This is a genomic window from Lysinibacillus sp. IITD104 (genome assembly GCF_036698265.2).
GTDB lineage: Bacteria > Bacillota > Bacilli > Bacillales_A > Planococcaceae > Lysinibacillus > Lysinibacillus boronitolerans.
In genome coordinates this window covers 2889019-2912747 of the sequence record NZ_JBAHYH020000001.1, presented here as the reverse complement: position 1 = coordinate 2912747, position 23729 = coordinate 2889019, and the positions used below count along the sequence as shown (strand labels likewise).

At 38.8% G+C, this 23729-nt stretch carries 25 protein-coding genes; 13 read left to right on the top strand and 12 right to left on the bottom strand.

The genetic code is table 11. The features are described from left to right. Positions 1-103: 103 nt before the first annotated feature. Complete coding sequence (gene gdhA / locus V1L66_RS14960; RefSeq protein ID WP_333006525.1) at positions 104-1477, bottom strand: NADP-specific glutamate dehydrogenase; 1374 nt, start codon at positions 1475-1477, stop codon at positions 104-106. Positions 1478-1652: 175 nt separating this feature from the next. Between gdhA and V1L66_RS14955 the strand changes: the two genes are divergently transcribed. Beyond that, complete coding sequence (locus tag V1L66_RS14955; RefSeq protein WP_258860615.1) at positions 1653-2126, top strand: YaiI/YqxD family protein; 474 nt, start codon at positions 1653-1655, stop codon at positions 2124-2126. Continuing rightward, on the top strand, positions 2116-3444 hold the full coding sequence (locus V1L66_RS14950; protein ID WP_333006526.1) for a D-serine ammonia-lyase: 1329 nt from the start codon (positions 2116-2118) through the stop codon (positions 3442-3444). The genes V1L66_RS14955 and V1L66_RS14950 overlap by 11 nt, the downstream gene beginning before the upstream one ends. Positions 3445-3976: 532 nt before the next feature. Here the strand turns inward: V1L66_RS14950 and V1L66_RS14945 are convergent. Next, the gene (locus tag V1L66_RS14945) at positions 3977-5146 is read right to left on the bottom strand and encodes an alanine--glyoxylate aminotransferase family protein (protein WP_333006527.1); all 1170 of its coding nucleotides are present in this window, start codon (positions 5144-5146) and stop codon (positions 3977-3979) included. A 141-nt stretch (positions 5147-5287) separates the two neighbouring features. Between V1L66_RS14945 and V1L66_RS14940 the strand changes: the two genes are divergently transcribed. Continuing rightward, positions 5288-6337 (top strand): DUF1835 domain-containing protein, encoded by a 1050-nt coding sequence (locus V1L66_RS14940; protein ID WP_333006528.1) that lies wholly within the window; start codon positions 5288-5290, stop codon positions 6335-6337. Positions 6338-6365: 28 nt separating this feature from the next. Here V1L66_RS14940 and V1L66_RS14935 read toward each other — a convergent pair whose 3' ends face one another. Both V1L66_RS14935 and V1L66_RS14930 read right to left on the bottom strand, forming a co-directional pair. Then, positions 6366-6863, bottom strand: a complete 498-nt coding sequence (locus V1L66_RS14935; RefSeq protein ID WP_004269361.1) for a hypothetical protein — start codon at positions 6861-6863, stop codon at positions 6366-6368. A gap of 350 nt (positions 6864-7213) precedes the next feature. Next, positions 7214-7840, bottom strand: a complete 627-nt coding sequence (locus tag V1L66_RS14930; RefSeq protein WP_016992492.1) for a nitroreductase family protein — start codon at positions 7838-7840, stop codon at positions 7214-7216. Between the two features lie 194 nt (positions 7841-8034). On the opposite strand from V1L66_RS14930, the gene V1L66_RS14925 reads away from it, so the two are divergent. Beyond that, complete coding sequence (locus tag V1L66_RS14925) at positions 8035-10065, top strand: methyl-accepting chemotaxis protein (RefSeq protein WP_333006529.1); 2031 nt, start codon at positions 8035-8037, stop codon at positions 10063-10065. 37 nt (positions 10066-10102) lie between these two features. Here V1L66_RS14925 and V1L66_RS14920 read toward each other — a convergent pair whose 3' ends face one another. Beyond that, complete coding sequence (locus V1L66_RS14920) at positions 10103-11335, bottom strand: ferric reductase-like transmembrane domain-containing protein (RefSeq protein WP_333006530.1); 1233 nt, start codon at positions 11333-11335, stop codon at positions 10103-10105. A 158-nt stretch (positions 11336-11493) separates the two neighbouring features. On the opposite strand from V1L66_RS14920, the gene V1L66_RS14915 reads away from it, so the two are divergent. Beyond that, positions 11494-11982: a metal-dependent hydrolase gene (locus V1L66_RS14915; protein ID WP_048390054.1), complete on the top strand. Its 489-nt coding sequence runs from the start codon at positions 11494-11496 to the stop codon at positions 11980-11982. Between the two features lie 41 nt (positions 11983-12023). Here the strand turns inward: V1L66_RS14915 and V1L66_RS14910 are convergent, their stop codons facing one another. Beyond that, on the bottom strand, positions 12024-12845 hold the full coding sequence (locus V1L66_RS14910) for a squalene/phytoene synthase family protein (protein ID WP_333006531.1): 822 nt from the start codon (positions 12843-12845) through the stop codon (positions 12024-12026). A gap of 214 nt (positions 12846-13059) precedes the next feature. On the opposite strand from V1L66_RS14910, the gene V1L66_RS14905 reads away from it, so the two are divergent. The 5 genes from V1L66_RS14905 (at position 13060) to V1L66_RS14885 (ending at position 16181) form a co-directional block, all read left to right on the top strand. Next, positions 13060-13794 (top strand): SDR family NAD(P)-dependent oxidoreductase, encoded by a 735-nt coding sequence (locus tag V1L66_RS14905; RefSeq protein ID WP_016992499.1) that lies wholly within the window; start codon positions 13060-13062, stop codon positions 13792-13794. A 669-nt stretch (positions 13795-14463) separates the two neighbouring features. Further along, complete coding sequence (gene coaW, locus V1L66_RS14900) at positions 14464-15300, top strand: type II pantothenate kinase (RefSeq protein WP_036076313.1); 837 nt, start codon at positions 14464-14466, stop codon at positions 15298-15300. A 126-nt stretch (positions 15301-15426) separates the two neighbouring features. Further along, positions 15427-15651: a hypothetical protein gene (locus V1L66_RS14895; RefSeq protein ID WP_004269369.1), complete on the top strand. Its 225-nt coding sequence runs from the start codon at positions 15427-15429 to the stop codon at positions 15649-15651. Between the two features lie 14 nt (positions 15652-15665). Beyond that, a complete protein-coding gene (locus V1L66_RS14890; protein ID WP_004269370.1) occupies positions 15666-15797 on the top strand; it encodes a hypothetical protein in 132 nt (43 codons plus the stop codon). 57 nt (positions 15798-15854) lie between these two features. Beyond that, positions 15855-16181, top strand: a complete 327-nt coding sequence (locus tag V1L66_RS14885) for a DUF3889 domain-containing protein (protein WP_333006532.1) — start codon at positions 15855-15857, stop codon at positions 16179-16181. A 34-nt stretch (positions 16182-16215) separates the two neighbouring features. Here the strand turns inward: V1L66_RS14885 and V1L66_RS14880 are convergent, their stop codons facing one another. After that, entirely contained in the window at positions 16216-16770 is a 555-nt protein-coding gene (locus V1L66_RS14880) for a DJ-1/PfpI family protein (RefSeq protein WP_016992501.1), read from the bottom strand. Between the two features lie 167 nt (positions 16771-16937). Between V1L66_RS14880 and V1L66_RS14875 the strand changes: the two genes are divergently transcribed. Both V1L66_RS14875 and V1L66_RS14870 read left to right on the top strand, forming a co-directional pair. Then, entirely contained in the window at positions 16938-17336 is a 399-nt protein-coding gene (locus V1L66_RS14875) for a MarR family winged helix-turn-helix transcriptional regulator (protein ID WP_016992502.1), read from the top strand. A 5-nt stretch (positions 17337-17341) separates the two neighbouring features. Further along, the gene (locus tag V1L66_RS14870; protein ID WP_376747976.1) at positions 17342-18532 is read left to right on the top strand and encodes an MFS transporter; all 1191 of its coding nucleotides are present in this window, start codon (positions 17342-17344) and stop codon (positions 18530-18532) included. A gap of 799 nt (positions 18533-19331) precedes the next feature. On the opposite strand, the gene V1L66_RS14865 is transcribed toward V1L66_RS14870, so the two are convergent. From V1L66_RS14865 to V1L66_RS14850, 4 genes are all read right to left on the bottom strand, one after another. After that, positions 19332-20078 (bottom strand): amino acid ABC transporter ATP-binding protein, encoded by a 747-nt coding sequence (locus V1L66_RS14865; protein ID WP_312124466.1) that lies wholly within the window; start codon positions 20076-20078, stop codon positions 19332-19334. A gap of 11 nt (positions 20079-20089) precedes the next feature. Then, a complete protein-coding gene (locus V1L66_RS14860) occupies positions 20090-20746 on the bottom strand; it encodes an amino acid ABC transporter permease (RefSeq protein ID WP_004269380.1) in 657 nt (218 codons plus the stop codon). Positions 20747-20813: 67 nt separating this feature from the next. Next, positions 20814-21611 (bottom strand): amino acid ABC transporter substrate-binding protein, encoded by a 798-nt coding sequence (locus V1L66_RS14855; RefSeq protein ID WP_054550807.1) that lies wholly within the window; start codon positions 21609-21611, stop codon positions 20814-20816. 232 nt (positions 21612-21843) lie between these two features. Continuing rightward, positions 21844-22236: a ribonuclease HI family protein gene (locus tag V1L66_RS14850; protein ID WP_036076318.1), complete on the bottom strand. Its 393-nt coding sequence runs from the start codon at positions 22234-22236 to the stop codon at positions 21844-21846. 187 nt (positions 22237-22423) lie between these two features. Here V1L66_RS14850 and V1L66_RS14845 point away from each other — a divergent pair, with 187 nt between their 5' ends. Next, positions 22424-22615: a zinc-finger domain-containing protein gene (locus V1L66_RS14845; RefSeq protein WP_004269383.1), complete on the top strand. Its 192-nt coding sequence runs from the start codon at positions 22424-22426 to the stop codon at positions 22613-22615. A gap of 64 nt (positions 22616-22679) precedes the next feature. Here V1L66_RS14845 and V1L66_RS14840 read toward each other — a convergent pair whose 3' ends face one another. After that, complete coding sequence (locus tag V1L66_RS14840) at positions 22680-23663, bottom strand: SEC-C domain-containing protein (RefSeq protein ID WP_333006533.1); 984 nt, start codon at positions 23661-23663, stop codon at positions 22680-22682. Positions 23664-23729 lie beyond the last annotated feature (66 nt).

Here is a 23729-nt window from a genome sequence, read left to right as displayed (position 1 = left end):
TGAAAATAAAAAATAAGGTGATAACGAATGTTCGTTACCACCTTGGTTGAAATTAAGAATATTCCGAAATCAAATCCTAGGAAACATTGAAAATAGAAGGTTATTAATAGACGCCTTCAGTAAGCATTCCATCTGCTACTTTGATAAAGCCAGCAATGTTTGCACCAACTACTAGGTTACCTGGGAAGCCATATTTTTCTGCTGCTGCTTTGCTGTCTGTATAAATATTTTTCATAATTTGATGAAGTTTCGCATCTACTTCTTCAAATGACCAAAATACACGGCTAGAATCTTGTGCCATTTCAAGAGCAGATACCGCAACGCCACCAGCATTCGCTGCTTTTGCTGGACCAAATAATACGCCTGCCTCTAAGAATTCATTGATTGCTTCAAGGTCTGATGGCATATTAGCACCTTCACCGATTGCTTTCACACCATTCGAAATTAATGTGCGAGCTGATTCACCGTTAATTTCATTTTGCGTAGCACATGGTAGGGCGATATCACAAGGAATTGTCCAAATACCTGTACAACCTTCTGTAAAAGTAGCATTTGGTCGGTAATTAACGTAAGTTGAGATACGGTCACCTTTTACTTCTTTAATTTCTTTGATGGCATCTAAATCTAAGCCTTCTGGGTCATAGATATAGCCTGAAGAATCTGAGCAAGCAACCACTTTGGCACCATACTGTTGCGCTTTTTCAATGGCATACGTAGATACATTACCAGAACCAGAAACAACCACTGTTTTACCTTCGAATGAGTCATTAGCATCCTTTAGCATTTCGTTCAAAAAGTAAACAGTACCGTAACCAGTTGCTTCTTTACGTGCTAAAGAGCCACCATAGCCAGGAGTCTTACCAGTTAATACGCCTGATTCATTTGCTTTTGTTAAACGCTTATATTGGCCCCATAAATATCCTACTTCACGAGCACCTACGCCAATATCACCAGCAGGAACATCGACATCTGGACCAATATGGCGGTATAATTCAGTCATGAATGCTTGGCAGAAACGCATAATTTCTGAATCTGATTTACCTTTCGGATCAAAGTTTGAACCACCTTTACCACCACCGATTGGCTGCCCTGTTAAAGCATTTTTAAAGATTTGCTCAAAGCCTAGGAACTTAATGATGGATTCGTTTACGGAAGGATGGAAGCGAAGACCGCCTTTATATGGGCCCATGACATTGCTGTATTGTACACGATAGCCACGATTTACTTGTACTTGATTGTTATCATCTTGCCATGCTACACGGAAAGAAATAATGCGATCTGGCTCCACAATACGAGATAAAATATTGGCTTTAATATATTCAGGATGCTGCGCGAATACGGGTACTAATGAGATGAAAATTTCTTCAGCAGCTTGTAAAAATTCCGCTTGATGACTGTTCTGTTGTTTAAGTTGCTCAAATACGCCATCTACGTATTCTTTTGCTAATTGTTCATTGCTAACAGTTGTAATTGTCATAAATAAAACCCCCATTTAGTTGATAGATGTATCGTATATCTATTTTTCAAACTATTCAATAAAATACTTTTAAAGTTTGTGAAAAATTGAGCAAGAGAGGTTGTTTTAAAAATATATTAATATAATTTAATTCTAAGTTATTCATCTAATTACGAGAAAGGAATGATGCCTTATTGTGAAGGTTCTTATAGACGCTGATGCCTGTCCAGTCGTGGATTTGGCGCTATCTATATCATCTGAGTTTGAGATAGAAACTATCTTATTTTGCGATACATCCCATCGTGTTGAACGTGATAATGTAATAACAATTATTGTACCCAAAGGTCCAGATTCGGTTGATTTTACGCTAGTGAACGCGCTTTCAAAACACGATATTGTTATTACACAGGATTACGGATTAGCAGCCATGGTTTTAGCACGAGGGGGGTATCCGATTGATCAAAATGGACGAGAAATGTCTGATGAAAACATCGAACGTTTGCTCGATATGCGGCATGTTGGTCAGAAAATTAGAAGGGCAGGTGGACGAACAAAGGGACCTAAAAAAAGAACACAAGAAAACAATATTTCGTTTGAAATGAAATTTCGACAAATTTGTGAACGAGCAATTTTAGCCCATAAACTGGAGGAATCTACAGGTGAAAAATGAACATAAACACGAACTATTCGAACAATATCCGCAGTTGAACGAACTAGCAAAAAAGGCTACTGTATTGTGGGAAAATACAAATTGGATGAAAAATCCTGAAACAACGCTCTTTACGATGCCTGAAGTGGATGATGCGGAAGCAACATTACAACGTTTTTCTTCTTATTTAAAAGTAGCATTTCCAGAGCTTCTAGAAAGCGAGGGTTTAATTGAGTCAACGATCAAGGCGATTCCTACAATGAAAAATGCTATTGAACAAGCATATGGTGTGGCGATTCCTGGCCAATTGCTTTTAAAATGTGATCATGCACTACCGATCTCTGGCTCAATCAAAGCACGTGGAGGAATTTATGAGGTATTAAAACATGCAGAAAGGCTAGCTTTGGCAAGTGGAAGACTCAAAGAAGTGGATGATTATGCGATTTTAGCAACAGAAGAATTTCAGTCGTTCTTCCAACAATATACGATTGCAGTAGGCTCTACTGGAAATTTAGGATTAAGTATCGGCATTATGGGCAAGAAGCTCGGCTTTAATGTCGTTGTACATATGTCGAGTGATGCCAAGGAGTGGAAAAAAGCCTTACTGCGAGAAAAGGGTGCTACAGTGATTGAATATGAAGCTGATTACAGTGTAGCTGTTGAGCAGGGGCGACAGGAAGCTGAGCAAGATCCAAAATGTCATTTTATTGATGATGAAAATTCTAAGGATTTATTTGCTGGCTATGCCGTAGCTGCCAAGCGTTTAAAGGAACAGCTAGAAAGGACGAATATTTCAGTGGATGAAGCACATCCATTGTTCGTCTATTTACCATGTGGCGTAGGTGGAGGACCAGGTGGTGTTGCCTATGGATTAAAAGAGATTTATGGTGAGCATGTGCATATTTTCTTTGCAGAACCTGTTGCTTCTCCTTGTATGACGATTGGGCTGATGACAGGCTTACATGATGCAATTAGTGTAGAAGATATAGGTCTTGACAATCGAACAGAAGCGGATGGGTTAGCTGTTGGACGCGCCTCCAAATTTGTAGGAAAAGTGATGGAGACGTATATAAGTGGTTGCTATACAGTATCAGATGAAGAATTATTTACATCTCTAGGATTAGCCATGGAAAGTGAAGATTTATTTTTAGAGCCATCTGCACACGCAGGGATGTTTGGAGCCATTCGTTTATTGCAACAAGGTCAATCCTATCTTGAAAAGCATGCATTAGTAAGCCATCTCCCACAAGCCACACATCTCGTATGGGCCACTGGTGGTAGTATGGTTCCACCTACAATGCGAGCCGCTTATTTAGCAAAGGCCAAGGAATTTAATTAAAGACGGTGTGGAGCTATGTTTGGATGGATGCTCGACCTCTATTAGTTATATCCCGCTCGAGCATAGGGTAAAGCATTCAAATAGTGAGATGCCCCGCTCCAATAGGAGTCCAAAGAGCTCGCAAAATGTATGGACCCGCTCAAATAGGAGACCAAAGCGCTCACAAAATGTATGGATCCGCTCAAATAGGAGTCCAAAGCGCTCGCAAAATGTATGGACCCGCTCAAATAGGAGTCCAAAGCGCTCACAAAATGTGTGGATCCGCTCAAATAGGAGTCCAAAGCGCTCACAAAATGTGTGGATCCGCTCAAGTAGGAGACCAAAGCGCTCACAAAATGTGTGGATCCGCTCCAATAGGAGTCCAAAGCATTCACAAAATGTATGGACCCGCTCAAACTGGGGTCTTAAGCTCTCAAAAAGTGAAGCAACCTGCTCAGATTAGCGTCCACAAACGCGCAACGCAACTTCAAGTTTAGTAGAAAAAAATCCAATTAAAAAACAGGTGGAAAATTCTCCACCTGTTTTTGCTGTTTTAACGTTGTAGTGCTTTACGTTGTGCGGCTAAGTATACTTCTTGTGCGGCAAGGATGCCTGCTCCTAGTTCGAAATCATAGGAGAAGTCTTGTAGGGCAGCCTCGAGTAGGGAAACGGCTTGTAAAATGTCACTTGGGAAACAATAGCCCATATGGCCGAATCTAAAAATTTTACCCTGTAGTTGACCTAGACCGCCTGCGAAATCTAAATGATAGTGTTGCTTAAGGTGCGTCAAAAATTCACCAAGATCAATTCCTTGAGGTGTTTTAATTGCTGTAATAGTTGGAGAAGCGTATTGATCTTCAGTTAATAGCTCCATGTGTAATGCTTTCATTGCATTTCGCACCATGTTTTTCATGAGGTCATGGCGGGCAACTGTTTGCGTAAAGCCACCTTCTTGTTCAATTAATTTACACACCTCATGCAGTCCGTAAATCAGTGTGATAGCAGGGGTATTAGGTGTCATGCCCTTTTCCGCCCAGCTACGATAGCTTTGAAGATTTAAGTAATAAGCAGGTGTTTGATTTTCTTCAATGACTTCCCAAGCTCTTTCGCTTACGCTGACAAGAGAGAGTCCAGGTGGGAGCATCATGGCTTTTTGAGAGCCTGTCACCAGAATATCAATGCCCCAAGCATCCATTTCAGCAGGAGCGCCACCAATACAGCTTACACCATCAACGATAACGAGGGCATCTGTTTCTTCACGGATCACCTGAGCTAGTTCAGCAACAGGGTTTAAAATACCTGTGGATGTTTCATTGTACGTCACAAAAACGGCTTTAATAGTTTGTAATGGCTGTAAAAATGCTCGAAGCTCTTCGGCTGTACAAGCCTGTCCCCATTCTTTTTCGAGCTTATGTACATGGAAGCCGTATTGCTCACAGATTGAAACGAAATAGTCGCCAAAAGCTCCAACTGTGATGACGACAACCTCTTCACCAGCAGATACAGTATTAACAGCTGCAGCCTCAAGCGCGGCTGTCCCACCCGAAGGTAAAAGTAAGATGTCCTGTGTCGTACCGAAAACAGGCTTTACTAATTCAATTGTTTCTCGGTATAATTCTACAAATTCCTGACTACGATGACTAAAAATATCCCGATTCATCGCAAGCTGTACCTTTTTTGGAATCGGTGTTGGCCCCGGATGTCTTAAAATATTTTCATACATATTCATTTATCCCCTTTGCTATAAATTCATAATTTTCTAACTATAATAATAGCATATTTATGGTGCTAGCTAACTACTTTTTTGAAAAATGATGGAAGAGATTGTCATTGTGGTACAATTTTTAAAAAGGAGGCAGTGCGAATGGAAACATCCATGCATTATCCATTTATCTATTTCTTCTACGACACAAACCAGGTGCTAGTATATAGAATTCAAGCGTTAGAGTATATCACAATAGCAGATGTGATGAGGGAGGGGGAATGGCAGGGGTATGAGCTTGAGCCATCTGAATCTTTTACAGCATTTCATCATGAACAAAGCACACCTCAGCAGGGATGGTCTTTCTTTATGGGGCAGGAAGAGCTCTATCAGTTGGTAGAAATTATTAATGATTATATTCAACAGGTCATAACTACTACTTCAGCACAAATGGTACATATTGTTTGCTCGGAATCTGCAGCAGGCTCCTTACGAGCGACACTTGCTCCACCGAAATATGTGATCGGGTTTCCAGAGGATTTGTCGATTGGACCATTGTGGAAACTCGATGAAAAAAGAGGACAGGCATTCCGTGATGAGTGGCTAAGAGAAAATATTAATGATGGAATGGATGATTTTGTAAATCGAAATAAATTAATGAACACAATCAGAGAGATACAGGATATTCCAAGCAACCTGCAGATTTACATTTGGTGTGGGTACAATGCAGAAGAACAGTGTGGTATTAGATTTCTACTCTATTTATTACGTAATAAAACCAATGAAGTTGTTCTTATCAACACAGGTGAACAGCGGGCTATCAACCATCAATGGAACATGGAAATGTATGATATAAAGCGAATGTCCGCAAAGGAGCGTCTAATTTTTCAGCAGCAGTGGGAAAGTTTAGCACAGACAAAGGATGTTTGTCGACTATGGCTACATCGACAAATTCAAGCAGTACAAGAGAATTATTATGATCATTTGATTATGTCAACGATTGAACAACTTCATAAGGAGCAAGGGGGTACTGATTTTATACAAACAGGTGAATTCATCTCAGAGCTATTAACAAGAATGGATGCCCCCCCAAATATCTTCTTTTTAGAATATAGAATTCGCTATTTAGTATATAGCGGGGTTTTTGAATTAAAGGGAATTCCTAAATCCATGCACCATTACTCTGTGAAATTACGTAAAAAACCTCTTTAGCCTAAGGGCATAAAGAGGTTTTAAACAATTAAGCAACGAAAGGTCTGTTCATACGCATTAAGCCGTAGATGGCAAAGAACAATCCACCTGTTATTACCATTAAGATTGTGTATAATACTGCCTTACCTGTTTCGCCACACCAGCGGTAGAATAGGCGATATGTGAAATACAGTGTAAAGCCTGCCGCTCCTAAAGAAGCCAGAATACCGATAAATGGAATAAACGAAACAATGATTAAGCCCGCATAAATCAGCGTATTTTTTAAAGCTGTTGCACGTATTGTTTCTCGAGTATCCCCACCAGCTGTCAGCAGGAAGAGACTATATACATTAATAATGGGAATCCAAGCAATATAGGCTACATCTCCAAAACCATTTGTTTTAGATGTCATAAAATAAATAAGTGCACTAATAATGTAGGCAATTAAACCAATTGCAAGAGCGGCTAGTATAAAGATAAAAAATAAACCACCCATGGCTGCATCTAAATCTGAGTAATAATAAGAATCATTATAGTCATAATTCATCAGAAAAACCTCCCTTCATATGAAAATACCTCCTAATCATAACAATCCTCAAGTGTTTAGGCTACAACAATTTAGATGTAATATTTAGTAGAAATCACACAAATGTACTAGAATGATGTGGATTATTTAAGTCTTTAATGATGATTTTTTGAGTACCTTATGATAAAAATACAAAAAATATCCTGAGGAACATTATTATGCTAGTTTTTGAGAATCATTTTCCGTTTTATTAATTTTAACAAGTACGTACAAAAACATTACTATCCTATGATGGTAGATGCACAAGAAATGCCACAAAAAATAAAAATAGCCATCTTAACTACAGTGTAAGATGACTATTTTCACGTGTATTAAATGAATTTGGCGATGTGCTCAAGTTCAATGCGGGAAGAATTGTAAGCAGGTGCGGCTGCCTTACCAATCGCAATTAAAATAACTGGGACGATATGGTCAGCTAATTCAAAGCGTTGAGCAAAGGCTTCTTTATTAAATCCACCCATGGGCACTGTATCATAGCCCATGTCTTTCGCTAGTAGCATGATTTGCATCGAAATTAGACCAGCATCAAATGTAACGATATTTTTTAACACTTCTTGGGGAAGTTGAGAATATAAGTTGATTGAGTTGTTAATCATTAAATCTTTTGTTGCCTCATTGATATAGCCAAGATCGAAGTTCTTTGTATAGACTGCCTCGGCATTTTCGTACATTTTTGTATCACCTAGAACAGCAATAATTGCTGAGGAAGTTTCTACTTGTTCTTGGTTATTGGCAATAGCACGTAGCTCTTTTTTGACCGCTTCATCCTGAATTACTAAAAAGCGCCAAGGCTGTAGGTTACTAGACGATGGAGCAGATGTTGCCTCTACAAGTAATTCTTCTAATTGTTGCTGCGGGATTTTAAAGTTTTCATCGTATTTACGAACGGATTTACGCTCGTGCATAACTTTAGTTAAAGAACTTTTTGTCACTGTCATTATTTTGTCTCCTTCATGGTATGATGCGTTTTTTACTATACGATAAATGAATTCATTTTCCAAGTAAATTGCTCGAATTAAAGAGTCTTGAATCTAGGATTTAAAAGTTACAAAAAAAACATATTTTTGTAGGTATAATCCATTTATACTAGAGATGGAATAGAGCAATAATAATAGATATGGAGTGAAGGTGAATGAAAAAGCTATTAGGAAATTTAAATATTATGGCAAAAATCGCAATGCTTATTCCTGTCATCACTGTTTTTTTAGGTGGTATGACCTTCCTTAATTATTTGAACGTATCCAATGAACTTGAAAGCTCTATTGAAAATGAAATGTCTATACTAGCGGATGATGTTGCAGGTTCCGTTGAGAGCAAATTGCATGCACACATTCAGCTCATAAATAGTGCAAAGACAACAATAGAATCGGCTGACAGTATGATGACCAGAGAGCAATTTATTCGCTACGTACAGCAGCTATTGCCTTTCAATAAGGAAACGTATGGTATGGGATTATGGCTAGAGGAGAATGTGGCAAAAGGGGAAATTTTCGGGCCTTATGCCTATAAGGAAGAAGAAAAAATTGTCTCTACGGATGCTTATGAAGATCCTGCCTATCATTTTCACGAGCAAGAATGGTATCGCAATAGTATCCAATCGAATAAGGTAGTTCATACTGCACCTTATTTTGATGAAGCTCTTGGGGAAATGTTTATCTCATTTGGTACACAAATTGTCAAAGATTCTAAGCCCATTGGCGTTATTACAGGGGATTATGTATTAGATTCAATTCAATCCATTGTTTCTGACGTGAAAATTCGAGAGAGTGGTTATGCATTTTTAATTGATGATAGTGGCAAAATTTTAACGCACCCTGATGTAAATAAAGTGAATAAAGAAACGATCCAGCAGTTGTTGAACATGCCTGTGGAGCAGATTTCTGAGCAAAAAAAGTTAATACATACAAGCAGTCAGGGTAGTGATTTTACCTTACAATTTATGCAAATACAAGATATGCCGTGGAAGTTAGTTTTACTGGTTCCGACAACTGAGCTTTACGGCGAAATACAGGCAATGCTTCAACAGCAAATCGTGATCAGTGTCGTTCTAATTTTACTTATCGCAATTAGTATTTATTTCCTTGCTCGTTATATCCGTGGGGAAGTGAAAACAATGAATACTCATTTAGGCTATCTTGCTACGGGTGATTTAACGCAACAAATGGCCGTTCATACGAAGGACGAATTTGGTGAAATGGCGCAGTATTATAATGACTCTGTGGAAGCATTAGGTTCGATGATGCAGCGCATTGTAGCTGAAACCGAGACAGTTGCTTCTACTGCAGAGGAATTAACGGCAAGTGTGCAAGAGGTCAATAAAACTGTCACAGAAGTTGCGATTTCTATGCAAGAGGTGGCAGAAAATACAAGTTCACAACAACAGGTGAGTGGGGAGTTAGAGGGTGTAACAACACAACTAGGTGGGGATATGAAGACCGCCATGGACGATTTACATAAAGCTGTCCAACAATCACAAAAAACCTCTGAACTCGCTACTGGCGGATCACAAAAAATACATGGTTTCGTGAATGATATTGTCCACCTACATGCACAGGTTGACAGTAGTGCCAATCTGGTGAATGGGTTGAAGGAGCATTCGATTCAAATAGAGCAGATGAGTCAGCTCATTTCGGCTATTACCGACCAAACTAATTTACTATCACTTAATGCTGCCATTGAGGCAGCACGAGCAGGGGAAGCAGGGAAAGGCTTTGCCGTTGTTGCAGGAGAGGTTAAAGCTCTAGCTGAACAAACTAGCCGTGCTTCGTTAGATATTGCAAAGGTTGTGCAGACGATTCAGGAACAAATGAATGACGCAGTAGAGATGATGGAGCAAAGTCGAAAAATAGCTCATCAAGGCATTGGCTCTGTTCAACAGGCAGGCATGACCTTCGATACAATTGCCAGTGCAACTGAAGGTCTCCAAAACACCATGCAAAAGACAAGCAAAACGACATCTGATGCTTTTGAAAAGCTGCAGGCAGTAACCGAAAAGGTGCAAGCAATTAGCAAACAGGCACTTGCAACAAATGATCATACATTAAATGTATCGGCCATCACGGAAGAGCAGGCATCTACGATGAATGAGATGTCCGTAGCCTCTGAGCAGTTGGCGCAACTTGCTCAAAATCTGCAAGAAGAAGCAACTAAATTCACGATTTAATTGTAAGGTGTACATCTAGGTTTAGGTGTACACCTTTCTAAGATCTAAATGAAAAAGCTTCCCACTGTACATTATTCTTAGGAGCAGCTGATTTGAAATGCTTAATCATTTTTTTTGGTCCACATATAAAAATAGTTGTTTGTGAAGAGAAGGATAACTCATCAATAGAGAGTCTATTTCGCTGTGTTGTATCAATAAATGTGACAGTAAAATGGTCGTTTGCTTGTGCATAATCCTCTAAAAAATCTTTGTAGATGACATTGTCTTGCCCGTGAAAAGAATAATATAAGTCAATTTTCTTATCAGGCTTCGTGTGTAAATAGGCAAGAAATGGGGTGATGCCCATACCTCCTGCAATCCATAGCTGCTGTGCATCCCCGCTGTCAAAGTCAAAATGACCATAGGGGCCATCTACAGCAATCTCTGTATGAACCTGAATAAGATTGTAAACCTGTTTGGTATAATCTCCTATAGCCTTCATTGTAAGATTGATTTGTTGTCCACACCCTCCAGAAATAGAGAAGGGATGTGGTGCTTTTTCGATACCCTCTTGAAAGACTTTCAGAAAGAGAAATTGTCCTGGTCGATAATCCAGCTGTTTTGTAAGCTTCAACTTAATTTCCAATATCTCAGGAGTCAGCCTTTGAATGGATGAAATCTGACCTTTATAGGGAAAGAACATATCCTGATACATTGTCAGCATATAAAGGGCTGACATAAATCCAATCGTAGTTGTTAATGCTGTAAAAATTCCTAAAGCTGAGGGCTGTAATAAATCATAGTGGCTAGAAAAATAAGCATGATAAATGCCAAATGTATAGGGCACAAGTAATAATCGATGAAGCCAGCGCCAATGCTCGTACTTCAGGAATTTTGCAATAAAGGCAAGAATGATTAGGATGATAAAGCCGTATTGGGCAAGCTCGCCAAGATCTTTTGCGAATTCGTTGAGTGACGTTGATTGTATTAGCTCTTCATCAGGAACCATTTTTTGTAATTGTCCGTGGATAAAAATTAATACAAGTGAAAGAATGGCTAGTAATTTATGATAAAAATAGACCCGCTCAAGACCATTAAACCAACGCTCCAACGTTTTTATTCTTGTAGCTAATAAAAATACAAGAAATAAACAAGTAATGGCTAAGCCTCCGATGAAATGACTTAATGTGTTCAACGGATGGATGGGTGCCATTGGTTTAGCAAAATACCAAAGCAAAGCACTACCGCACATAATGAATAAAATAAAAAGTATTCCTTTATAAGCTCTCATATTTAACCTCCATCACTATGTTTATCCATAATTTAACTAGCTATACAATCAGAGTGGAAAAAGTTTCGAGCGTACGTTCGGAATGTATGTTCCCTTTTGTGTCGAATTATGTTACATTAAGAAGGAAAAATAAGAGAGAGAAGGAGTGGAAGTAATTTATGCAAGGGAATACCCATATTGTTGGGGGCATTACAGCAAGTCTTGCCTTTGCACAGTTTTCAAATGATAACCCACTTGTCTTAGTTGGTGCAGGGGTTATTGGTGCGTTACTTCCAGATATTTGCCACAGAGGTAGTAAAATAGGTCGAACATTTCCCCTCATCGCGAAGCTAGTGACTACGGTATTTGGACACCGTTCCTTTACACATAGTTTGTTGTTTTTAATAAGCATGATGGTTTTATTACATATGTTAATTCCCTATCGAGCGATATCTATTGGAGTAATTATCGGGATGGCTAGTCATATCATACTTGATATGTGTACAAAAAAAGGGGTTAAACTATTTTTCCCTGCGACTGTCTCCATTCGTTTTCCACTTACAACGAAAACTGGTAGCAAGGTAGAAGGTATCGTACTGATGTTGTTATCGATGCTATCCATCTATTTCAGCTATGAATTAATTGTAAGATTTATTGATGCGATATAAATAAGAAAAGCCCCAGTAATCGTTTACTGGGGCTTTTCATGTTAGTCTGCCTGTACCTCTTCAACAGTTTGCTCTACCTCAGCACGAGTCATCTTTTCTCGTCCTTCTTGCATTGCCTTTAGTGTTTTGTGCGCTAAGGCAAGTGGTAGGCGACAGAATAGCAGAATAGTACGTTTATTGATATCCTTCATATATAAATCTGCTTTGGCTAAATTTTCTTCTGCATACGCAAATAAATCCTCGCGTGTCCATCCCTCTGGTACGAAACTTACACCACGTTCATCTAAATCCTCATGCTGATTACGTAAGATGTTGACAGCCTGCAACCCACGACCGTAGCCTATTGCTAGATCGCGATCCGTTTGAACGCCTGCACCCCATGCCCAAAGCTCAGACAGCATTGTCCCTACAAGCCCAGCCACGTAGTATGTATAATCGTCCAAATCCTCACGTGTGCGGACCTGCCAATTCGCCTTTGCCCATTTTGCCATCCCAAAAGCCATCTCACTTGTGGAAGCCTGGACAATTTTTCTGGATTCCTCAGGGCAAAATGTCAGCCAATCTGCTAAACGAAGGGATACTTCAGGTAATTGCTCTGCATAAGGTGCGAGTAATGCCTGATAGGCTTCGTTATTGAAAGTGTCCTTTAGTAATTCACTCGTTGCTGACAGTAAATCAAATTTTACATCATTAGCAAGTTCCTCATGGTCTTCAATTTCATCTATGGCACGCATCGCTAAATAGGCAGCAGCCACTGATATCTTTAAATCATTTTTTAAAAATGTAATAGGTATATAAAACGTGCGGCTTGTATCTTTCAAAACCTGCATCGCTTCTTTGTATAGTCTTTTTTGCTCGTTCACTTGTATTCCTCCGTTCAAATGGTTCCACATCTATAGTATATCGTATCGTAAAAATAGGGAAAGATAAAACAGATTGTTCATATTTAGAGAGATATTCTTTGAAAACGTTTCCTAAAAGTGATATAGTTTAATAGTAAACTATTTAAACTTATACTTTCTTTGTGGACGAAAGTATAGGTTAAAACCACATTTCAGAAGAGAGGAAGTTTAGAAAATGGGACGTTTAGATAATAAAATTGCGATGATTACTGGTGGCGCATCTGGTATGGGTGCAGCAATGGCGAAATTGTTTGCCCAAGAGGGAGCTACTGTAATTGCAGCTGATATTAATGAAGATAATCTAGCAAAGATCTCTGAGCTAGACAATGTAGAGGGTATGAAATTAGATGTTTCCTCTGATGAAAACTGGGCAGAAGTGACAAAGGCCATTGTGGAGAAATATGGTCGCATTGATATTTTAATTAACAATGCTGGTATTTCCTCCGAAAAAGGACCAGATCAAATTACACAAGCGGACTGGTCAATCATGCATAATATCAATGCCTTTGGACCTTTCCTGGGCATTAAACATGCCTCTAACTATATGAAAGAAGCTGGGAAAGGCTCTATCGTTAATACATCCTCTTACACAGCAATTATTGGCGCTGGCTTTAATGCCTATACAGCCTCTAAAGGATCTTTACGTGCGATTGCTCGTGCAGCGGCATCCGAGCTTGGTGCTTTCAATGTTCGTGTCAATACAGTATTCCCTGGTGTCATTGAAACACCAATGACTGCTAAATTATCAGAAGCAAAAGAAGCAATGGATATGTTAGTAAGAGCAACACCAATGGGTCGCCTTGGCCAACCAGAGGAAGTAGCGAATGCTATTTTATTTTTAGCATCTGATGAAGCTTCTTACATTACAGGTGCCGAGCTTGTCATTGATGGTGGCTATTCAGCACGCTAAATAACCGTTTTTGGAAAGTGAAAGTGCCTGCTCAAGCAGTGCATTTTCACTTTTTTTATGTTTCTCATGGGGAACGTTCGATTTGGTCAGTATTTCATAAGCCCCCTTTTAGCACCTTACATACTTAGGAATACAATGTGCTCATTACGATAGGCATCGTGCATGCACTAATGAGCCTTCTTCTTTTGGAATCTGAAATCTTCTTGTTCTAATTAAGCAAATATTTTATGCGTACCTGAATGCAGGTGTATCCCCTAATATGACAAAGACTTACTTGCTCCACTTTAGAATATTTGTTAAATTTCAAAAACAGCATAATGCTTTAACAAAGCTTTATTTTTTTAGTAGAATGATAATAAAGCTTTAGAAATGCGTTAAAATTCAGCGATCGAATAGAAAAAATTTGATATTTTCCATGATTTTTTCATGAAAGTTTACGAAGTTATTGCACAATCATTTCAACAGCGTTAAAGTTTAGAAAGGGCGAAAATGTCATTACACAATTTGGGGGATTGTACTGAGCGTTTAGCTTTTGTACGAACAAATTAATTGGTCAGGATTTTGGCACACAAAACTCCTTGCAAAATCCTTCGTACCAAAGAGGGCATGTACTTTATTAGTTGCCTTAATCATCGCGTAAACTGCGTAATAAAATCAAAGGAGAATTGTATGCCAAAGGCTATAGGTATTGATGCAGGCGGCACATTGACAAAGGTTGCTTATTTAGATCAACACAATGAACTTGTTTTAACAACCTTTCCGTCTAATGATCTGCAATCTGTAAAAAAATGGATTATCGACCATCCAGATATTGAGGATATTGGTGTTACGGGGGGACGTACAGAGCAATTACTTGATGTCATTAAAACAATGAAATCGATTCATTATATAGTGGAGTTTGAAGCAACTTTAAAGGGTGTCCGATTTTTACTAAATAAAGAAGGCTACTTTTTTGAGCGTAGTATGATTACCAATATCGGGACAGGCACTTCCATTCATTATATGGAGGGCAATACCCATATTCGCGTTGGCGGGACAGGCGTTGGTGGTGGGACATTAATTGGATTGTCAGCGCTTACAACAGGGATTACAGATTACAATGAAATACGAGAAATGGCTGACAAGGGCCATCGTGAGAGCATTGATTTATTAGTTAAGGACATTTATCAGGGCATGGATACACCCATTGATGGTCATTTAACTGCAAGTAATTTTGGGAAAGTAGGCATTACCCAGTCCATGAAACATCCAGCAGAGGATATTATCGCGACGGTTCAGGGACTAGTAGGCGAAGTCATTACAACACTTAGCATTCAATATGCGGAAGAAAAAAAGGCACAGCATATTGTTTATATTGGTTCAACTCTCAGCAATAATGCTCATCTTGCCCGTGTGATTGCAAATTATACACGTACGAAAAAGCATACACCTGTCTTTATTAACGATCATGGTTTTTCAGGCGCTGTCGGAGCATTGCTCAACATTACAGAATATACAATTGTCTAGGGACGAAATAAGAATGAACATGACTAATACATATTAGTCATGTTCATTTTTTTACAATTAGCGAAGAAACTGACCTACATAGTAACGCCTCAATTTGAACAAATTATGTGCAGGAGGTGATGTTACGTGGGCAAACGTAATAATCGAAATAACAGTAAAACCATGAATATGCGAACGCATAATCCTTTTGGTACCTACAAAAGTAAAGATCTTGATCGAAGTAATAGCAATAATAACAACCCGAATGATAACTTAAACGAAGAATTCGCAGCAGAATTTGATGCAAAAGCTAAAAATAAAAACAATAAAACGAATCATGATAAAAACCAGCAGTCCAATAAAACAAAATAGCGGAGGTGAAAATCATGGCAAAAAAGAGAAAAACAAGCTTTAAAAAGAAAAAGAAGGAAGATACGCATAAAAAGAATGATCGTGAGGAGTACTCAGCAGAGTTTAACCAAGTCATTCATAATAACCCTCAACAGCCAAAGCAATAAAGACAAGCTGCTCCAAAACTTTTTTGGAGCGCTTATTTTTTTAAAGGAGTGATTCAAGTGAGGCAGTTATATTTACTTGGGCTTCTGCTTGTTTGTCTTGCTGTGTTCATACAAACACCAATGGCCGCCAATGCACAACAAGAAACACCAGCCTATGCCAAATGGGGACAAATGGCTATCAAAGAGGTAAAGACAAAATATCCTTCAGCCAAAATTATCGATTATTTGCATGAGGGTAAAGAAGTACATGGGGCGTCAACAATCGAAAAGTTTAAGCTTTGGCTCAAGCAACCCGATAAGGAATTTGGTGTCTATGTAAGAATTAGTTATCAAAGTGCAACACAAAAGGTGGAAAAAATTGAATTACAAGAAAGTACGTCATGAAAAAAGGATGCCCAGAAAAGGCATCCTCATTCATTTAATCTTCAAGCTTTTGAATAAACGCACGCATCAAGCCTGGTAAATCAGGCCATGCATGTCCACTTACTAAATTGCCATCTGTATGAAGATTGGCTTCAATATAAGTAGCGCCAGCCACTTGTACCTCTGGCTTGCAGGCAATATAGGCTGTCAGCTCACGTCCTTTTAGCGCTTCAGGAATGGTCGCGAAAATTTGTGCTGCATGGCAAACGGCTGCAATCGGTTTATTGGTTTCGAAAAAATGGGACACAAGTGGTGGCACATGCTCATTTAAACGAATGTATTCTGGCGCACGACCACCCGGAATAATCAATCCATCAAAATGTGTTGGATCAATATCAGCAAAAGAAGCATGTGCCTCTAATCCATAGGCAGGTCGCTCGATGTATGTATCGACGCCATCTACAAAATCATGTAATACGGTCTGTAATTTTTTAGCTGATGGTGCTGCAATTGTGACATCATAGCCTGCCTCAAGACAACGATAATAAGGATAAAAAATCTCTAAAGCCTCTACTGCATCTCCTGCAAGTATTAAAACCTTTTTCCCCATGATTCCATCTCCTTTTCATTGTGAATCTATTATGTTTTATTCGACACATGCAAAAAATTCCCTGCTGATGATTGAGCCATCTTTCCAAATTCCTTCCTTTACAAAGAAAAAAATGAAGCGTATAGTATTTATTTAGCTAGGTAAATAATTTTAGGAGGTAGATAGTGATGAATCCAATTTTCCATGCTTTATTCCAAAAAAATCGCTATTTAACTAATTGCTTAAATGAAGTGCTGAAGCAGCATCATTTATATAGTTCTCAATGGACCATTTTGTATTGCTTACATAAAAATGGACCCATGACATTGACGCAAATTTGGAAATATTTAAATGTGGAAGCACCAAGTATCACAAGAGCGATTACAAGGCTTGAGGCATTGGGCTGGGTACAACGATTAGATGGTGAGGATAAACGAGAAAAGATTGTGACATTATCCGCACAAGCAGAGGAACGCCTACCAGCCATTACAGCAACTATTCTAGCGTTTGAGGAAGAAATGGTTGGGTCTTTAACTGCTGAAGAACAAGAGCAACTTCTGAAGCTATTGGAAAAAATGAAAGGTTGATGGACATGCAGCAAGAAGAGAATACACAAATATGGACGAAGCGTTTCATTAGTCTATTTTTAACGAATATCTCAGTTTTTTTTGTATTTTATGGACTTGTAACGACTTTGCCACTATATGCAATAGGGGAGCTACATCAGACAGATAAGGAGGCAGGGCTTCTATTGTCTGGCTTTTTATTGTCAGCTATCATTGTACGCCCGTTTTCAGGAAAGCTGTTGGATGTCTTTGGTAAGAAGAAACTGTTAGTCCTTTCGATAGTGGGCTATTTTATATGTACCGTCTTATATTTATTTATTCATCCATTCGGACTTTTACTTGGTCTACGTTTTATTCAAGGGATTTTCTTTAGTATTATTACAACAGCTGCAGGTTCTTTAGCGGCTGATATCGTTCCAGCTAAACGAAAAGGAGCAGGCCTTGGCTATTTTACGATGTCTACAAATCTAGCTGTCGTTATTGGTCCATTTATTGGGCTATTATTAATACAATATAGTACCTTTAACGTATTGTTCATCGTTATGAGTATTTGTATTCTAGCAGGAGGAATTCTAGCGTTAACGGTCAATACCGATGATTTACCGAAGCCTATACATGAAGGAAAACTAACCTTTAAATTTGATGATTTGTTTGAGCGAAAAGCGTTACCTGTTGCTGCGATTGCTAGTTTAGTAGCCTTCTCGTATGCCAGTGTTTTATCCTTTTTATCGGTCTATGCACAGCAAAAGGGTTTAATGGCTGTGGCCAGTCTTTTTTATGCAGTGTTTGCTGCATCCATGTTAATTACGCGGCCATACACAGGTAAACTTTATGATACGAAGGGACCGCAATTTGTTATTATTCCCGGCATTATCTCCTTCGCCATTGGGCTCGTTATGCTCGCTTTTGTAGAAGGACCTGTGTTATTTTTAAGTGCTGCTATTTTTGTAGGCTTCGGCTATGGAGCTGTGACGACAAGCTTGCAAGCATTAGCCGTTCAATCCACAGCCATCCAGCGAAGTGGCTATGCTACAGCAACCTATTTTACGATGTTTGACCTTGGGATCGCATTAGGTTCCTATATTTTGGGAATGGTAGCTGTGCAGGCAGGCTATGCTTCAGTCTACTTGTCAGGTGCAGGCTTACTAGGGGTTGTCTTTATTATTTATCTATTACGCCTTGCAAAGATGAAACCGAAAAAAGTTGTGAATATATAGTAAAACAGTTGGGTCTGTCCCAACTGTTTTTATTTTTATAGGCAATCATGTAGCGTGGCTGATTTAGACCAAAATATGGTATAATAAGAGCGTAACTAGATAGAGGTTTCATGGGCGGTTGGCACAATTTTAACCTATCTCATTCAACTTATTGAAGAGAAAGGAGTTGATGCCTTTGACTATTTTTGAAGCAATAATGGTTGCGATAAGTCTATCAACACTTATTGTTTCTGTACTTGCATTGTCATTTACTTTTACACAAAAAAAGTAAACCGCCCCTGCCTCGCCAGCATGTGAGATGGTTTACTTTCATCACCTTGCAAATCGCCTTTGAAGCGATTCGTCTTGTTACTAGGACCATTGGTGTTCCAGCACCAATGGTCTTATTTACTTATATACATCTTCACTAAGAATTATAACATGGATAAACGGTTTTTTTCAAATAATGTAAAATAAATTGTTATGGACTACAAATGATTTTTGGGGAATCAGTTGGTAGGGTGAAATAAACTACTTAGACGATGGATATCAAGCATTCAAAGCTTACCATGCTTTAGAAGCAATCGATCTTATTCGAGATCAAGTCAAGGTAGCGGATTAGGTTTGTCAATTGCTAAAAGCCGTATTCACATCCAGAACAGCAAATTCTTATTTTTAAAAGTATATTTGTTCTAATAACGCAAAAAAATGTTAGACCAAACTTGTATATGGTCTAACATTCTTTCTTTTGTCCCATCCTCTTTTCTGTACATAAAAATCTGTAAAAAAAGAGAGCGGCATAAGCCAGCTCTCCTTTAACTTAATTAAAATTCTTTTGTAAAAACGCCTTTGTACGGTCGTTTTGAGGGTTTGTAAAGAAGTTGTCTGGATGGTCGGTTTCAATAATTTGACCACCGTCCATAAAGACTACCTTATTTGCTACCTCTCGTGCAAAGCCCATTTCGTGTGTCACGACAATCATCGTCATCTGATCCTCTGCTAGGCTTTTCATAACCTTTAATACTTCGCCTGTCAGCTCAGGATCTAAGGCAGAGGTAGGTTCATCAAATAACAAAATTTGAGGATTCATCATTAGGGCACGGGCGATCGCTACACGCTGTTTTTGGCCACCAGAAAGATTGGCTGGATAAGCCTTGGCCTTGTCGGCAAGCCCGATTTTTTGTAGTAAATCTTGACAGCGTTTCGTAATGGCTTCTGCCGATTCTTTTTTTAATAAGCTCGGTGCCATTTCGAGGTTTTGCTGAACGGTTAAGTGGGGGAACAGGTTAAAGTGTTGAAAGACCATCCCCATTTTAGCTGTGATTGCTTTAATGTCCTGTGGCTTTGTATAATGTCCATCCTGTACAAGATAGTCACCATCTACTACAATACTGCCACCATCGATTTCTTCTAAATGTATTAAGCTTCGAAGCATTGTACTTTTCCCAGATCCAGAGGGACCGATAACTGCAATGACATCGTTCTTCTCTACCGAAAATGTAATTTGTTTCAGAACCTCCACCTGATCGAAAGATTTCTTCAAATTTGTTACTTCCATCAATGCCATATGTGTCACCTCTATTCGAATTTAAAGCGTTTTTCCAGCCATTTAAAGAACACGGTCAATACAAGGGTCATGACTAAGTAAATTGCACCCGCAATAAAGAACGGTGTAATTGTGAAGTCACGATTGACAGCTGTTTGCGCAAAATGTAGTAATTCTGGAACAGCAACTGCATAAAGCAGGGCTGTATCCTTAATTAGTGTAACGGATTCATTTGATAATGCGGGTAAGGCGACACGAAACATTTGTGGCAAAATAACACGTGTGGTCGTTTGCCATTTGGATAAGCCGAGTACCTGGGCTGCCTCATATTGTCCTTTATCGATGGCAAGAAGACCACCACGGAATATTTCTGCAAAGTAGGCAGCATAATTTAAAATAAAGCCAAGGCAAGCGGCCACAAAACGATCGAGTACTAAATATTCACCGATTACTGGTAGCATAGGTAAACCGAAGCAAATTAATAATAATTGCAGTAATAGTGGTGTACCACGCATGATATAAATATACGTATGTGCAAGCCAAGCGAGTGGTTTAATCCGACTTTTTACGGCGAGTGTTAGTAAAAAGCCGAATGGAATCGATACCAAAATGGCGATGAAAAACAGTAAAACTGTCATTTTTGCCCCTTCTAGCATCGGTAATATCATAGTTTGCCAGTAATCCGCCATAACGATGTCCCTCCAAAAAGAGTAAGAGTTCCACTAAGGAAACTCTTACAGTTGATGTATCCTGTCATTATTTTAATACTTTGTCTTCTCCGAACCATTTTGTTGAAATGTCAGCCGCAGTACCGTCTTCATTCATTTTGTCTAACGCAGCTTGTAGTTTTTCTAATAAGGCTTCATTTCCTGGTTTCACACCAATACCGTATTGCTCAGGTGCGAGTGATTCCTCTAATAATTTGAATGTGTCAGGCTCTTGTGTCATGTAATATTCTGCAACTACAGCATCAATTACCACAGCATCAACACGGCCTGTTTTTAAGTCTGATAATGCTAAAACATTATCCGCAAATTCTGTAATTTTTTTCACTTCTTTGTGAATTGGGTTACCGTTTAATGCATCTGCCGCAGAAGAAAGGGATTGAATACCTACTTCTTGTCCTGCTAAATCACTTAGCTTTGTAATCTTTGAATCTGCCTTTGTTATCACAACTTGAGAGTTTTCAAGATAAGGCTTTGTAAATAAAACCTTTTCCTTACGCTCATCTGTAATGGTATAACCGTTCCAAATTAAATCAATGCGTCCACTTAATAATTCAGCCTCTTTTGTTTTCCAATCGATTGGCTGGAATTCCGCTTCAACACCCATATGCTCTGCTGCAGCACGAGCTAAATCAATATCGAATCCAACGATGTCATTTTTATCATCGCGGAAGCCCATTGGTGCAAATTTGTCGTCAATTCCAATAATAATTTTTTCTTGATCTGCTGCTGTTTCGTCTTTTTCTGCTGTCTTTTCTTTTGAAGTACCGCATGCTGCTAAAACGATGACAGCTGTCAGCATCATAAATAAAGTCAATACACGTTTCATTTTTGTTTCCCCCTATAATCCGTCGCTTTCGTTTGCTAAACTACTAATGTGTTAAAGGATAACATCGTACTTTAACAATGTCAATATCGTTTTGGATTAATCAGAAAATGAGCGGCGTTTTCTAGCATTTTTTTGCATATCATAAAATAATGAAATTGGGGGATAGTAAGTAACTGAAGAATAGGGGAAAGAAAAAGGGACTGCTCCTAACGAACAGTCCTGTGAAATGAGATTAACTATTTTTGCTTTGAATTGCTTTGCGGGCCAGGGCATCAGCCGCTTTGTTTTGTGAGTCGGGCACCCATTTGATAAAGAATAAATCAAAGCTTGTGGCAAGCGCTAAAGCTTTTTCTAAATAAGGTTTAAATTCCTCATTTTTCACATATTCTTTTTCCATAGAGGCGACAACGATTTTGGAATCTGAACGCACCGAGACAAGTGGGGAGCCTAGCTTTTGTGCTTCTTCTAGGCCACGAACCAATGCCGTGAATTCAGCAATATGGTTGTTTGTCTCACCAATATACTCGCTGATTTGGATATGGTGACCTTCACCTTTAATAAATATGCCTATCCCACTTGGACCAGGATTTCCTGCACTGGCAGCATCTATATAAACTTCTAACATATCATCCCTACTTTGCGTTTTGACTTTCTCTATAATTGTACAACAAGGCTATGGTGCAAAGCATCCTTGTGAGCAATTCGTGTTTGAAAAAATACGTAGGAAGCAAACAAAATAGTTGCGTGTTGAAATTGAACGCTTCATAATAGTAGGAAGTGAATTTTGGACGTGAAAGGAGCGAGAGTTCGACATGGATAAAGTGACGGTTATGAAGGATATTGACGAACTGCATGATACGTATTGTTCGGATTGCTTAGTGATTAAGCAATTACGTAAAGAACGTGGTAAACCAGGGGCTCATCGTTTCTGCATTGAAGCCTGTTCAGTTGGAGAAAAACTACAGTTCCTAGGGGAAGAGCTTTTAAAAGTTTATAGTAAATGAACACATGAGAAAAAGCTACATGTATTAGAAACGCTAATACATGTAGCTTCTTTAATTGTCATGATTATTTCGTTTCAGCATAGCTGCTTAGGTCTTGGTAATACTTTGTAAGAGAGGAAGCCGAAATATCAAATGTTGCAGCGATTTCTTTCACGGTCATGGATAGAGACTCGAATAGTTCTTTTTCCTGACCATAACGAATTGCACCAGCCGCAATGGCTGCTTCTTTACGAGCAGTCGGTTGACCTTCAATTAAATAGTCCTCTAAAAGCTCAAGCATTGGTGCTGTTTCACGCTCATTTTGCTCTAAGAAGTCTTTTACTTGTGTCAGGACATTGCTCTCAAAGTTGGAGAATTCCTCACCTTTATAGCCATTTGATACTAATAACTCCCAGAATGCTAGGTGCTCTTCTTTTAAGAAGGAGCCAACCTTCTTCTCTGAAGCCTCAAAGCTCTTCTTGAATTCTTCAAAGACCTTCGCATGATCCTCTGGGAAGAAAATCAGTGTAGACACAGCTAAATAATGAGACGATTTCTTCGTACCATCTGGTAAAATGAAGGCAAATACATGCATACCTTCAGGGATCGGTTTGTTATTTTCACGTCGAATATAAAGCTCATCATTTGTAAGTAAATGATTAGCCTTGAAATATTTTTCCTCAACAACAGACACTGTACCAATAAATAAAGTAGGCTGAGACCAATCTTCAAGTACTTTGACCGTAGAAGGTCTTACCGCCTTTTTCTTCGTTTTCTTCAGATAATTTTTCCAAATAGATGGCTCTTGATGGAAGAAAAAGTCGTCTAAAGCGATGGCTTCGATTAGCTCTCGCTGTAAAACGCTCTCTAATTTAGGCTGCCATGTGCCCACATGCTCAATATAGGCACGAACATCTTTACGTTCAGGATATTCTAAGTAAAATGTTTGTAGCACACGCTCTAATTCTTCGATTTGTACTGTTTCCACTGTTACTTGTTGTTTGCCTTCACAACATTTTTTATATTTTTTGCCGCTACCGCATGGGCATGGATCATTACGTTTTACCATAATTAGAACACTTCCTTTAATCATTGTTAATCGTATATTGCTAAATAATTTGCGTACTATTAATAA